The organism is Lederbergia citri (assembly GCF_018343625.1).
Lineage (GTDB): Bacteria > Bacillota > Bacilli > Bacillales > Bacillaceae_C > Lederbergia > Lederbergia citri.
Genome location: NZ_JAGYPG010000004.1, coordinates 52,224 through 66,229, shown reverse-complemented (window position 1 = coordinate 66,229; position 14,006 = coordinate 52,224). Strand labels below are relative to the sequence as shown.

The following is a 14,006-nucleotide window of genomic DNA, read 5'->3' as shown; positions in this document are numbered from 1 at the left end:
AGAGTTGTGGTTCTCTGTTTTCAGCCTCTTTTTTTCAGAGTTGTTATTTTCTGTTTTCTACATTACTTTAGTAGCTTGAGTGTTCTAACTTCTCTTTTACACTAAAAGGGCAAAACAGTTTTCACCACCTCCTTTCTTGGTAACTTCAAATCTCTTAATATCTCGTTACTTCTATTTAATAGATATAAATTGGATTCGTTAACTTAACTTCACCTCCGATTAAAGCCTAATATTCATAATGTATAAAAAAACCTCAAGATAATTGTAAGGTGACAAAATGAGAAAGGTTAACTTAACTATGGATGAAAATCAAAAGTACACAATTTTAAAAAAACTAGTTGAAACAGACGGTAAACAGGACAGTGCTGCTTTCATCCTTGGATGTACGAAAAAGCATGTAAACCGTATGATCCAAGGCTACAAGAAATAAAGTAAAGCTTTCTTTGTGTACGGTAATCGTGGTCGTAAACCTGCACATGTCATCACCGAAGAAACCAAACAGAATATTTTGGATATTTTATCGTACAAAATATTAGGATGCTACGGACATCGTTGAATCAAGTCCGGAAATTGAGTGGGCTAGCGGTAGTAATACCATGGAGGTTTAGTTCTATTGACTGCGTGAAAAAAACATATAGCGTAAGTATTCTATGATGGAAGGGCAACTATTACCGTAGGCTTCTAAGAGGACTTTTTCGTATTCTTCTTCTGTAAATTCGATGTTGATAAAATCAGGTTGAAATTTTCATCCGGAAAAAAATCTGCCATTTTTGTTGAAAGCTTTAGTGTGCCGGGGGAATGACCCTAAATGTGTTATCATGATTGTAAGCTCTTTCAAATCTTCCAAAAGAAAAAAATAGATATCTCTCCCCCGTTTCAACAAATGTGATTTTGGCCATGTTTGTCTTTCCTTTTTCTAAGTTTATTTACGAATACACAATTCATACGGAAGAACATTTCTCATTGGCACTACTTATCTTTCTTCCATATTATCCAATAACAAATTAGCTGCCATCTCTCCAATTTCAATTTTAGGGATATGGATGGTGGATGGTGGATGGTGGATAGTGGCGGCACGGTTTATTTTGAGATTTCAATATTATCAAAGCCGAAAAATGCAAGACCCTCTGGAATTTTCAGCCCCTTTTCGACGGCAGCCCGCATCGCCGAAATCGCCATGACGTCACTGGCAATAAACCTTGCTGTCGGCAAGTCATCCTTTTGTTCATCAATAAACCGGCTCATTAACTTATAGCAATTTCAAGCTGCCATTCCGCATTGATAATGTAGTTAGGATTGATTTCTATTCCTGCATTAAGGTGTGCATCGCTATATCCTCTGAAACGTTTTTCTCTAGTGATGTCTCCGATATTCCGACACCACCAATAAACCAATCTTTTTGTGCCCTTTTGATAGTGGCCGATATTCTAATGCTCGGGCCACTTCTAATATTTTTTTCCTAGTTGCTTCATATATGATTTTTACATCTTATAAAAATAGCAGTTTTGAGGGCTTTAGGCCAAAAAAATTGCAAGACTTGTTCGCGAACCCAACCGGGTTCGCGAATAAGTGTATTGTCTACTTGACTGTCGTAGAACCAATTAAGTTTGCACCAAGGGAAGTATTCCAAATATCGTGATTCGCAAACTGTATACTACGCCTGTTAGTGCTAGTTTCTTTAGGATCATTGATCTTCAAGTAAATATCATAGTCACCAGCAGGCACAGAACCAAATTCGCTCATCTTAATTGAGAAGTTCAAATCACGGTATGCAGCGGTATTGCTTGCCCTGCTGTCCAAATCAGGCCACCAATCCCTTGCGTCAAGGTTCGTAAGTGCCGTGTAAGTTCCAGAACCATCTTTGGCTTTCAGAATGACTGAAACATTTTTCTTGTTTACTATATTACCAAAGCCGACGTTTTGGATCTTCCCTTCGAACCTCAGGGTACCATTCCGCACTACCCATTTACTTGCATTAGCCTCACGCAATACCAACCGGTAGCCCAATCTGTCACGCATATATTCCATTCCTTTTCTGCCGTCATACACTGGGTCAAAGATTGCCGTTCGAGTCACTCCATCGTGTGGAGACGTAAATGGTGAGGTAACATTTGCTTCATTATAAACAAAATTATCCCAAAGTTTATAAGTATCTTTGGACCAACTCGTATTCAAATGAGTTGTTTGGGTGTAAGCAGCTTCATAAAGAGCGCTCGGAAGTCTTGGATAGATATTATCTTCATAACCTTCATCATCTTCATCGAGCTCATTTGTTTCACCGCCATAGAAGTTATTTTGATTTCTTATCCAGGTTAAAACAGCGTTACGATCATAATCGTCATAATCTCCAGTTCCAATTAATGAATATCCTTCGGAAAGCGAGCCCCAGTCATCATACTCGCCATCTTCCCCACCATGCGCATAACTATCGTTGAACATACCGAAACGTTGCGCCGGTGTTCCGCGTGCCGGGGCCGGCATTAAATTAGTAAAGCTATAATCGGTACCATACTCAACGTTATGCCAAGCCATCACACCGCCAGCATGTACTAAAATTGAACGCGAATCGGGAACATAGTTCAGCAACGCATTCAGAAGCCAGTGGTAACCCTCACGAGTGCTAGCATATGATGAAGAGTGCATTTCGCCCCATGGACCAAAGATACCCCCTTTAACAGCCATTATGCAATCTTCGAATTCGCTGAATACATTTCCAAGCTGCCAAAGATGATATTGGACCCAGTTTTTGTCCTCATGACCAGGGATATCAACCAAATCAGATTCCTCACGAATTCCTGTTTCATACCAAACCCGACCTTGTGGCGCCCCTGGTTCGCAATCATGAATAACCTGGTCATAAATTCCACTATCAATATAAGTATAGCCCTGTCCGTCATAATTAAATTTCACAATGGCAACAGCTTCGCTATCTCTTACTTTTTGAAGCGCTGCCCTTACATAATCAAGCGCAGCAGGTGTCAAAGGTTGAGTTGTTCCATAATCTGGCGGGAGAGCACCAGCTTTACTCCAGGGTCCTATGGGTCTTCTATTAAGGGGTGCATTCGACGAAAAGTTTCTCAGGTCAAATTCCATATAAACGATGCGAGCATCGACATTGACCGTAGTACCTGTAATAGTGGCCTTTAAGCTAGGAAAACTTGGAGTTCCACCGTTGACCGGAATTACATATTCTTGGGGTCTGTAAAAGCCCCTGTCCGGATTCGGAATATCAACAGGATTCTCCGTATAGTTAAGCTCCTGTAACACAAGCGATTTTTGTTTGAACTCACTAATAAATACCATGTTGATGTTTTTGCCTTCCTTCACCTTTGGGATAAAGAACACAAAGCAATCATCTTCGGTCATTTCCTGGCCAGGCTGGATTGCGATTTCGAAATCCCAGTATGAATTGGATGTCTTCGTGGTCAGTATGAAACTATCAAACTTATCGAATACCGAAGCATGAACCTTTAAGTGGCCATTGTCCGATTGTTTGGAATCCCAGATAAAGTAGATACCGGGAAATTCCGCATTGTGGGCATTGGATGTTATTTTAGGGCCAGAGGTATTTTTGCGTGTATCGTTTTGAACGGCATCAACAACTGATGCTACTTCTCTATCATCCGCACCATTCCATACTATGTCGTTTCCCTGAGCCTTAACCGAGCTGAACTCCGCCCCTGTGACATCCAACGTGCTTGCCAACACCAGGCAAACGATTAACAGGATCGCAAGCCTTCCGAATACTTTTTTCATAACATACCTCCCCAAATAAAAATATAGTTAATAGAAACTCTGTTAAAAAAACTGGTTCATCTCTATTTCAAGCGGCTTTCTTGTAGAATTTAACATTTCAGTTCGAGAACATTTTAGCTTGTCTCCTTTGTGATTCAAGCTAAAATGTCAGAGTTCATGTACTTGTGTGAAATTTATTCTTCAAAGTTCCGTTTGTTTCGCTAAGCTGAAATCTTTATAACCAAGCGCGCCAATATGTTTGAGTTGGGCTCTACTTGCTTGGTTTTAGCATTATGTTATTACTTTTTTCAACAATGCCGTTGCCCGAGTAAACAATATATGCGTAATATGTTTCCCCGTTGGTTAGGCCCTTGACATGCGCGCCCTTACTGTTGAAATTAACCTCTGCCAACTTAAATGAACCATCCGTACCCGTTTTAGAAATATACACCGAATAGCCCTTTCCGTTTGCCGACCTTATCCCAAAGTTAATATCGGTTTGACCGTTGCCAGGGGAAACGCCCGTCACGACTATCCTCTTTACTAGGTGTCTTACAGCGTCTCTAAGATCAAGTTCCGCCGTATCGACTTCATCCTGTGTGGCACCAGGATCTTCTAAAACGACCTTCGCCTTATCTAGAGCGCTCTTAAACGAATTCCAGCTCTCGTCCGTATAGTCTTCTTGTTTCAGATCCTCGTACTCGTCGAACGCCGACTGCAATACGCTTTTGTCTATCTTGAAAGTTGGCTTCGGTCCGTTCAACACGTACACATAATCGACGTACATCTCGCCGTAGTCAGCAGTCAAACCTAAAGGTCCTTCAGGGCCGTCATAATATATGCCCATGCCGGACCAGTCACTGGCCTCGACTGACAACTTGATATAATTCGGGTTCTGGTTTATGCCTTCGTTCTGCTTAGTCAGGCCATCCCAATTATTATCCGGATTTTCCTCATCAAAATAGTGAGAGTCCAGATTTCGGTGGCTGGCGACCTCAATGTCGTCCACATAGAGTATGTAATCTGTGGGCGACCACTCCAGCCCGAAGGTATGGAATTCGCCGTCGTAAATGTTGATGCCTGTTGAGGTTTCGTCATTGCCCATAAAGACTTCCTTGTGCTGACTACCGTATCCGCCAGAGTGTAAGGCAGAGTTGAAACCATTATCAAAAACGCTGGAGGAGGTCTCCACGATGTCTATTTCGGTTCCGTATATGCTGCCGTCAGGGTTTGCGTTATTCGTCGGGCCCATCAACCAGAACGCGCCCCACATGGCGTTGACTTTCGGGAATTTGATGCTGGCCTCGTAATAACCGTAAGCATTTTCAAAGGGAATCTCAGAGTAGTCTTTGGAGCGGGTGCGCACGGCGCCCGACCTAATAAAGTTCTCTTTTACATATTCCGAGTCGCGATCTGACGCGAGGGATGTATCCCTCTTGAAGGCGAGCACAAGTTGTCCGTTTTCCTCGTCAATCCACGACATGTCGTCTTTCCACCAGGACATTGCTTGACGTTTCTGATCCGGGCCCTTCACCCAGTTGGTGGTGAGACCATTGGCATTGCGCTCGCCCGTAAAATCGTCGTAGAACAGGTAGTCTGGGGCCACTTCCTCAGAACCTGTCGCTTCAAACGTGATGTGGATTAGCATGTCGGCGTTGTCGTATTCATAGCTACTTGACTTTACTCCCTCGGTGGGAAGCCCAGCAATTTGTTTGATTTCAACGTTATTGATGCTAAAGCTGTTACTCTTCCCTGGGAAAACATTCGACCACCGGTTGTTCGGAGACAGTCTGAGTGTCACCGTGTATTCGGTATTGGTCAAAAAGGTTTTTTCTATCTCCGGGCTCCAAGTGAGCGTCTGGTCGAAACCATTATTCGTTGTGGAATTGGACTTGTATGGGTATTTGTACAGACTTGTTGGAAAATGACCCGCCACAGGTGTTACGATTGGCCTGACCTCGCAGAATACAGTGTCCTCGTCTGGAGCTGCCTGCGCGGAAGGCAGCATACCAAGCGTTGCGATTAGGCTAAATAAAAGTACCAACGCGATATAAAAACTATACCTTCTTTTCCTTGACATATATTTACTCCCCTTTACCATATATTTTTTTGGATAAGACATGAAACCGCATCTCGTTTCCTTTCCGGAAGATAAAGACCTGCAAGGCGGGTATCATTAAAAATTGCCATAGTCCTTCCCATCGACTGTAATTACTGAGGGCACCCCCGAAAGGGACACCTACCTGCAATTGGCGATGTTATGAGAGTAGCTCGAAGCGAAAAGATATACGCTGCATCTAAAAGATCACCTTCCTTCTTTACATGCGAATCGGCACTAATCCGTCAAATTCCACTAGAAATTCACCCTACCGCACTGTAACAAGGACTTGGTTAACCTCGTGATGTACTTTTACATTTCGCCAGGGTTCCTTTGAACTGACAAAAAAATCGTACAACTGTTATCACGTGATATGGTCTCAAAGAAGTAGTTATGAAACATATTTTTTCAAAAATCTTTCCATGGATGCTTGATTGCGTTGAACTCTTTAGTCATTTTAAGTTTTCTAGCATCCGCTGCATGACCCCTTCAAACTGTCTCTCTAAATTAGGTTCTTTTGCTCAATTCAATTTCAACTAATTTAGGAGGTAGTCCTCTATACTAGCTTATATCCATTTTTGCAAGTTTCATTGAATATTTCCCTGATTCAGCCCCATTTATCAAGGACGTACTCTGTTTGAAGCATATATTTTTTATATAATGAAAATTATTTGGAATTCTATTAATTCACGTTCGAGTCTTCCTCATTCATCAAATTGATTATCATCATTAATTATCTCACTCATTATTTTTATTTTATCCATCTTTACCTAAATATTAATACTATTCTGTAAAAGGACTCTAAGTCCTCCTTAGTTCACTAAATTGCATCGAAAGTACTAGTCCCCTAGTAATTTTCCTTTTGGTTTGTATCGAATATTGTGCCATTGTAACTAAGTTCTTTCCCATAACAAAGAAAAGAGTCCGAAGAAAAGAAGGGAAGTGTAACAATTTTGGAACAGAGAAGAGTAAAGAAAAAAGTGGAAAAAGTGTGAACAGGATAGCACATTTACTTTGTTTCAATCCGCCTATTCAGTGTATCTTATCATTCTATCCAAAAAGCCTAATAGAATCGGCTAAAAATTTCAGGATTTAAAATTAAGTTTTCCTAGAATGAGAGGATGGGGAGCTTAGAAAATACCGAAAAAGACAAGAGTTCACATAAAAAAAACCCGAAATCGAAAATGTTTATTTTCACGAAATCAGGGTCAGAATCGGAAATGTTTAATGGGACTTGTTTTAAAACTATCTAAGCAACACATAAATTATAGTGTTTTAGTATGTTTCAGACTAGTCTTTGTCTAATATACTAAAGAAACAGGCCAGGGCTCAGACGCGACAAAAACTGGTAAACCGAAGATTAGGCTGCTTTCTTGAGCACTCCCGGGCGCTCAACTATTCCCCAGGGCTCGTCTTCGTAACCCTAAATATAATACTTGTTCTAATAGGGGTAGTTTCTTCTAAATTAGTTCTTTCAAGCTTTAGCTTATCTGTGTCTATATTTTGAAATAGGCTTAGTCCATTTCCAAGGAGAACAGGCATAATATCTATCTGTAATTCATCGCATAGCCCTGAATTAAGGCACTGTTGAATGGTGCTTGCGCCACCTATTACCTGAACAATCTTATCACCAGCTGCTTTCTTAGCCTGAGAAATGGCACTCTCAACGCCATTAGTTACAAAGGTAAAGCTAAGTTTGTCATTTCCCTTTGGATACTTTTCTGGAGGTGTATGTGTCAAGACAAAAATGGGAACTTGGAATTCATAATCATCGTTAGCCCACAAAAATGGGTCTGCCATCTCATACACACCTCTGCCCATAATAACAGCACCGGTGTTTTTAGTCATTTCCTTGAAAGAAGGAGCCTCAAGGAGTTCTTCAAAATCTGGACTCAGTTTTCTTGCGCTTCCGTTACGGTCATTAATAAAGCCGTCCAAAGACATGGTCATTCCAGCCATTACTTTTCCCATAGAGATCAATCCTTTCCTATACCCTCTATAACTTTTCCGGAGAGCTTTGTTGTGATTATACATTATCTGGAGCTCGTTCTCTATCGTTTTTTTAGGCTCGCCGAGTTGCAGACTGCAAATATGGTAGGAAAGTCTAAATTATTTACAGACCAGTCGGCTTCTTCCGAATAATCAATATACTGCTTCACGCGGCGCAGGGCAGTAAAAAATGGCTGATTGTCATGGTAAATATCAAGAAAGAACTGCTATTCGCCATTCTTGGTTTTTAGTCGAAGGTAAGAGTCTGGTAAGTGCTTGGGAAATACTCGTATTTACCTAGCTGAGTTCTAGTAAAGAATTTGAGAGCGTCGCCATACTCGATTTTTATGCTGTTATCAATTAATCTGCTCATACTCGTACCTCTCAATCCTTCATCAGTGGTCTTCAACCTTGTGCCAGATCGTTACAGTTTCATCATTATCCTCAAAGTAGTTCGACATATTTTCTCAATCCCCTTCCATTTCCTGAATATCTTTCACTATGCCTCAACAGTATCTCCCCATAAGGAGAGCCAAAGCGCTGACTCCGCTTTGGCTCTATCAGTCTTAATATCAATGGTAAATGCCGCTCTAATATTACTTCCTTACGAGCGACACACAGCACTCCACATGTGTAGAGTGTATGTGGCAACTCCTGAGGTGTTGATGAGTTTACACTTATTTTTAAAAAATTTTAGTTTAGAACTTAACCAATTCTTTCATTTTTTCTACATTTATTCCCACTAGGGAATAACTCATATCTTACCTCCAGGATCGGTTGTATAATGGACTCATACCCAATGTTATACGCCCAAGTATATGTAATTCAATAATCTTATTTTATTATTTTGGGGCAGACTTAAATTTTCACAAAAATAATTTTAAGATAGAAAAAGCAGTCAAAATCTAGTAAGATTCACATGTGACATCAGATAAGGGGTTAAAAAAATGAGTGTATTAAACGTACAAAATTTAAGTCACGGTTTCGGTGATCGTGCGATTTTTAATAATGTGTCTTTTCGACTTTTAAAAGGAGAGCACGTTGGATTAGTTGGAGCAAATGGTGAGGGTAAATCTACTTTCATGAATATTGTTACTGGGAAGTTGCAACCCGACGAGGGGAAAGTTGAGTGGTCACGAAAAGTCCGCGTTGGTTATTTAGATCAGCATGCTGTACTTCAAAAAGGTACTACGATGCGTGACGCTTTGAGTGCTGCTTTTCAATATCTTTTTGATGCTGAGTCAGAGATTAATGAACTTTATGCAAAAATGGGTGATGAAGGTGCTGATATCGATGCATTACTTGCAGAAGTTGGAGAGCTCCAAGAAACTTTAGATAGTAATGATTTCTATCGAATTAATTCAAAAGTTGAGGAAGTTGCTCGTGGTCTAGGATTAGACGATGTTGGACTCGATCGAGATGTAGATACTCTTAGCGGTGGGCAACGTACAAAAGTTTTGCTAGCTAAGCTTTTGCTAGAAAAGCCTGAAATCCTATTACTAGACGAGCCAACGAACTATTTGGATGAACAGCATATCGAATGGTTGAAGCGCTATTTACAAGAATATGAGAATGCATTTATCTTGATTTCACATGATATTCCATTTTTGAACAATGTTGTTAACTTGATCTATCACATGGAGAACCAAGAATTGAATCGCTATGTTGGTGATTATGATAACTTCTTAAAAATATATGAAATGAAGAAACAACAGCTAGAGTCCGCTTACAAGCGTCAACAACAAGAAATAGCTGATTTGAAAGATTTCGTTGCTCGTAACAAGGCAAGTGTTGCGACTCGTAATATGGCGATGTCTCGTCAGAAGAAGCTCGACAAAATGGAAGTTATTGAATTAGGGAAAGAGAAGCCAAAACCAGAGTTTAATTTCAAGGAAGCTCGTGCAGCTAGTCGCTGGATTTTCACGACTGAAAATCTTGTTATTGGTTACAATGAACCACTTTCTCGCCCTCTGAATTTGAAAATGGAACGAGGACAGAAAATTGCATTTGTAGGTGCAAACGGTATTGGTAAGTCTACTCTTTTAAAAAGTATTCTTGGGTTGATTAATCCAATTTCGGGTAAAGTGGAACGTGGTGAGTATCAATACATCGGTTACTTCGAGCAGGAAGTTAAACAGTCAAACTACAATACTTGTATTGAAGAGATTTGGAGCGAGTTCCCAAGTATGAATCAGGCTGAAGTCCGTGCTGCTCTTGCAAAATGTGGATTAACGACGAAACATATTGAAAGTAAAATCGAAGTCCTTTCTGGTGGAGAAAAAGCCAAAGTTCGATTGTGTAAAATATTAAACACTGAAACGAATTTATTAATTCTAGACGAACCTACCAATCACTTGGATGTGGACGCAAAAGAAGAATTGAAGCGTGCTTTAAAGGCCTATCGCGGAAGTATTTTGATGGTATCCCACGAACCTGATTTCTATCGCGAAATTGCGACCGATGTTTGGAATTGTGAGGATTGGACTACAAAAGTGTTTTAAATATAGCTAAAGGGGTACCCAATGAAAAAATTTTCACTTGGGTACCCCTTTTTATAAACCATCCAAAATTATTTAATAAAACTTTACTTTAGATTTCTTAAAAAAGCAGATTCTATCATCTTCCATTAAAGAATTAATTGTTGAAATTTTTAAAAAAGCTAGATTTGATAACTAGAAAACTATATGATAATTATTGGGATAATTGAAATAATTTAAGGGGGAAGGAGAGTTATCCATGACACAAGATATAGGTCATAATTATTATAAAGAATTAATTGATTTACAAGATGTAGAAGTGGTCGAAGCTCAATTTCAAAGCTTACTTGAGGTTCACATCGAATCCGTTTCTGACCTAGAAAATTGGTTAAAAGATGAAAAGGATTTAATGATTAAAATCACGGAGGCGATGACAGGTCACCAAGTCGACTTCTACCGAAACACAGAGGATGCGGACATCAAGTCAACTTATCTTCACGATCAGCAAGTCATCCAACCACTTTTAATGAAATATAAAGCTAAACTGAATGAGAAATGCTGTGAATCTCCTTATTTAAATCAATTAGATGAAAAACGCTACGGCTTAATGCGACGAGTTCGCGAGTCCGAAATTAAACTGTTTAGAGAAGAAAACATTCCATTAATGGTAAAAGAACAAGAGCTCTGTACGAAGTATAGTGAAATTATGGGAGGGCTAACAGTTGAATGGGAGGGGGAAGAAAAGCCTTTTCCATTTATCCAATCCCAACTAGATCATCTAGATAGAGCCGTGCGAGAAAAAGCTTATCACGCGATGATGTCAGCCCATCGTCAAATTAAGCCCGATATGGATGATATCATGGACGAACTCGTTCAACTACGTCATCAAATCGCTGTAAATGCAGGCTTTGAAAATTATCGTGATTATATGTTTGTGGCCAAAAATCGTGAGTATAGTGTCCAAGATTGTTATGACTTTCATGAAAATGTAGAAAAACACATTATTCCAGCTTGGAACAGGCTCGCAGATGTTTTTAAGTCCAAGCTTGGTGTCGATACATATCGTCCTTGGGATAACACAGCTAAATTGATGAAAAATCCACCATACTCCGAGGTGTCTACTCTTATGGATGGCGTTTCTGAGATATTAGGGAAGACCGACCCATACTTTGCAGACCGTTTCGATTATATGAGAGAGCATGGGTTACTAGATCTTGGGGATCGGAAAGGAAAAAGCCCAGGTGGTTTCTGTACCCCCTTACCTGTTTCAGGAGATACCTTTGTCTTTGCGAATTTTAGTCCATCCTTTTTCTCTCTTATCGCATTAATTCATGAAATGGGCCATGCAGTGAATGGTTACCTCGAGTTTTCAGAACACGGTCCTCTTGAAGACTACCAGCACAGAATGGAAATTGCGGAACTGTATTCACATGGGATGGAATTGCTCTTATTGGATAAGCTGGATCGTTTTTATCCAGAAGAAGAAGATTTTAAGAGCGCACAACGCGAAGAGTTGAGACGGGCATTTACCATGTTATTCGGACCGTTGTCAGGGGATCTTTTCCAACATTGGATGTATACAAATCCTAAACACACTGCCAAAGAGCGTGATGAAAAATACTTTGAAATCTCAAAACGTTATGGCTTAAACCCTGTCGATACTTCTGGGTTTGAGGAGGAAATTGGGATGAGTTGGGCAGGTACCCTTCATTATTTCGAAGTTCCTTTCTATAATATTGAATACTCCATCTCGATGCTTGGTGCTCTACAATTACTTGAGAATTATCAGAAAAATCCAGAGCAAGCTGTCGAATCCTTTAAAAAAGGAGCTAGTGCGGACTACAATCAATCCATCGCAGCTATTTATAATGAAACTGGAGTCAGTTTTGATTTTTCAGAGCGGACCGTTAAGCGAATGGGTGAATTCTTAGAAAAAGTCATTCAAGACATTCATTAATAAAGTGGGAGAACAGGGACGACTTTTTTTATAGAATAATCGGAAATTTTTCCGTGCAAAAAGGTACAACTAGTGATATTTTCTAGTTGTGCCTTTTGCTTTACAGTCAAAAAACCTGTCCACAGAACTCTTTGCGTATTTTTTGCTAATATCTCTTCAGTTCTAACTTCGATACACACTCCACATGCGTTATAATCAAAGGTTGATACATTTAAACGAATATTCTAATTCTGCGTGAATGTATTCACCCCTATAAAAGTAATTTGCCAGGGGGTATGTTGATTACCGATCCACTGGTAATAATCATGTTAATTTAGCTGATTATATCCACATTTTTTATCCCACTTAATTTATGACGGCGGAAATAATTTTCATTTGAACACATCAAAAACTTTACTTTCACCATCTTCATACTGACAAATAACGATTTGTAAGTTTTTCATATTCCAGTCTGAGGATCGTAGATAAATAAACGATTTATCCAATTCTACAATTGTGTTACCCGTTAGATAGTGTAAATCGAAATATTTATCGTATTGCTCATTATAACCAGGTGGTTCAATATTCTTGGGGCTAAACATACCAGTGGGCTGTTGGGTAGTTTTTTTGATGCTTCTAGAACTAATATTGTATTGATGAGTATATATAAATTCATTAGACATATCCTCATTTCCAACATAGATTGTTGTACCATCTTGAGAAACAGATGCCAACATCATGGAGATGCCATATGACTTAACTTGCTCATATGAAATTCTATTAGTAACCATAGAGTCCTCCATACTATATACGACTACTCCAAATGTCCCCTGCATTACCGCAATGTTGTGATCGGCATATAAAAGCCGGGGTATTTCGGCACCAATATTCATTTGTTCAACGTCAGACATGTCTACCGCTAATACTTTACCCTCAGGTAAGATGAAATTTTCATTACCAGGACCCAGTACAGCATGATTGTTTTCCGTACCCACCATAGTACCTTTTAGAAAAGATACCCCCAAAACAAGAAAAATAATAGCAGCAGAAGCCAAGGCTGTAGAATAGAACGGATTAAACTTTCTTGATTTATGAATACCTTGTTGAATTTTTAGGTGAATCTTATCGCTTTCTTCACTCGAAAAATGAATATTTTCATTTAAATAACTCTTCACGTTATCTGATATCTTCTTATCAAAGTTATTCAAGTTTTTTCCTCCTTTCAAGTTTACATTGAAGAGCCTCTTTTCCACGTAAAAGTCTTGATTTAACCGTATTAATACTAATATTTAGAACTTCGCTAATTTCCCTCATGTTCATTTCCTGATAGTAATATAGAATGAGAACTTCTTTGTATTTGCCTGAAAGACTAGCGATTTGTTCTATTATTTCATTGGTATGTTGTAGCTGAATATATATATTTTCAGATGATTGACTTGTATTCAATGAATTAATTTTTGGTTTATAAATTAGATTCCTAATGCTCCATCGCCTACGATGATCTTTACATTTGTTGATGGTAATGCGAATAAGCCAAGTTTTATAACTTGCTTCATGCCGAAAATTGCCCATGTTTTGATAACAAGTTATAAAAACCTCCTGAATAATATCTTCACATTCCATTCGATCGTTTACATACAAATAGGTAATCCGTTTTAACTCCGATCCATACTTCAACATTAACTGGTGCAATAAGGCATCATTAGTTATTTCTATATCATTATTTATTTGAAGTAACACCACTATCCCCCCTTCAAAAGATTAGACGAAT

At 39.2% G+C, this 14,006-nt stretch carries 10 protein-coding genes; 3 read left to right on the top strand and 7 right to left on the bottom strand.

Annotated features, from left to right (window positions below):
- The first annotated feature begins 277 nt into the window (after window positions 1-277).
- Window positions 278-430, top strand: a complete 153-nt coding sequence (locus tag KHA97_RS19915) for a hypothetical protein (protein ID WP_213126554.1) — start codon at window positions 278-280, stop codon at window positions 428-430.
- A gap of 650 nt (window positions 431-1,080) precedes the next feature.
- Here KHA97_RS19915 and KHA97_RS19910 read toward each other — a convergent pair.
- The 5 genes from KHA97_RS19910 to KHA97_RS19890 form a co-directional block, all read right to left on the bottom strand.
- Window positions 1,081-1,245: a substrate-binding domain-containing protein gene (locus tag KHA97_RS19910; protein WP_213126553.1), complete on the bottom strand. Its 165-nt coding sequence runs from the start codon at window positions 1,243-1,245 to the stop codon at window positions 1,081-1,083.
- Complete coding sequence (locus KHA97_RS19905) at window positions 1,245-1,394, bottom strand: hypothetical protein (protein WP_213126552.1); 150 nt, start codon at window positions 1,392-1,394, stop codon at window positions 1,245-1,247. The genes KHA97_RS19910 and KHA97_RS19905 overlap by 1 nt, the downstream gene beginning before the upstream one ends.
- 184 nt (window positions 1,395-1,578) lie before the next feature.
- Complete coding sequence (locus tag KHA97_RS19900; RefSeq protein ID WP_213126551.1) at window positions 1,579-3,756, bottom strand: DUF4832 domain-containing protein; 2,178 nt, start codon at window positions 3,754-3,756, stop codon at window positions 1,579-1,581.
- 250 nt (window positions 3,757-4,006) lie between these two features.
- Window positions 4,007-5,815, bottom strand: coding sequence for a family 16 glycosylhydrolase (locus tag KHA97_RS19895; RefSeq protein WP_213126550.1), 1,809 nt, complete (start codon window positions 5,813-5,815; stop codon window positions 4,007-4,009).
- A gap of 1,413 nt (window positions 5,816-7,228) precedes the next feature.
- Window positions 7,229-7,804 carry a dihydrofolate reductase family protein gene (locus tag KHA97_RS19890; protein ID WP_213126549.1) on the bottom strand — a complete coding sequence of 192 codons (576 nt, stop codon included), beginning with the start codon at window positions 7,802-7,804 and terminating at the stop codon, window positions 7,229-7,231.
- A 965-nt stretch (window positions 7,805-8,769) separates the two neighbouring features.
- Between KHA97_RS19890 and KHA97_RS19885 the strand changes: the two genes are divergently transcribed.
- Window positions 8,770-10,323 (top strand): ABC-F family ATP-binding cassette domain-containing protein, encoded by a 1,554-nt coding sequence (locus KHA97_RS19885; RefSeq protein WP_213126548.1) that lies wholly within the window; start codon window positions 8,770-8,772, stop codon window positions 10,321-10,323.
- A gap of 235 nt (window positions 10,324-10,558) precedes the next feature.
- Complete coding sequence (locus tag KHA97_RS19880) at window positions 10,559-12,256, top strand: M3 family oligoendopeptidase (protein ID WP_213126547.1); 1,698 nt, start codon at window positions 10,559-10,561, stop codon at window positions 12,254-12,256.
- Window positions 12,257-12,627: 371 nt separating this feature from the next.
- On the opposite strand, the gene KHA97_RS19875 is transcribed toward KHA97_RS19880, so the two are convergent.
- Together KHA97_RS19875 and KHA97_RS19870 are read right to left on the bottom strand one after the other, a co-directional pair.
- A complete protein-coding gene (locus KHA97_RS19875) occupies window positions 12,628-13,443 on the bottom strand; it encodes a hypothetical protein (RefSeq protein WP_213126546.1) in 816 nt (271 codons plus the stop codon).
- On the bottom strand, window positions 13,436-13,975 hold the full coding sequence (locus KHA97_RS19870) for a sigma-70 family RNA polymerase sigma factor (RefSeq protein ID WP_213126545.1): 540 nt from the start codon (window positions 13,973-13,975) through the stop codon (window positions 13,436-13,438). The genes KHA97_RS19875 and KHA97_RS19870 overlap by 8 nt, the downstream gene beginning before the upstream one ends.
- Between the last annotated feature and the right edge of the window lie 31 nt (window positions 13,976-14,006).

Excerpts from the sequence above, each read along its gene's own strand:
- KHA97_RS19915 (WP_213126554.1), top strand. The coding sequence starts at position 278 with ATGAGAAAGGTTAACTTAACTATGGATGAAAATCAAAAGTACACAATT.
- KHA97_RS19910 (WP_213126553.1), bottom strand. The coding sequence starts at position 1,245 with ATGAGCCGGTTTATTGATGAACAAAAGGATGACTTGCCGACAGCAAGG.
- KHA97_RS19900 (WP_213126551.1), bottom strand. The coding sequence starts at position 3,756 with ATGAAAAAAGTATTCGGAAGGCTTGCGATCCTGTTAATCGTTTGCCTG.
- KHA97_RS19895 (WP_213126550.1), bottom strand. The coding sequence starts at position 5,815 with ATGTCAAGGAAAAGAAGGTATAGTTTTTATATCGCGTTGGTACTTTTA.
- KHA97_RS19890 (WP_213126549.1), bottom strand. The coding sequence starts at position 7,804 with ATGGGAAAAGTAATGGCTGGAATGACCATGTCTTTGGACGGCTTTATT.
- KHA97_RS19885 (WP_213126548.1), top strand. The coding sequence starts at position 8,770 with ATGAGTGTATTAAACGTACAAAATTTAAGTCACGGTTTCGGTGATCGT.
- KHA97_RS19880 (WP_213126547.1), top strand. The coding sequence starts at position 10,559 with ATGACACAAGATATAGGTCATAATTATTATAAAGAATTAATTGATTTA.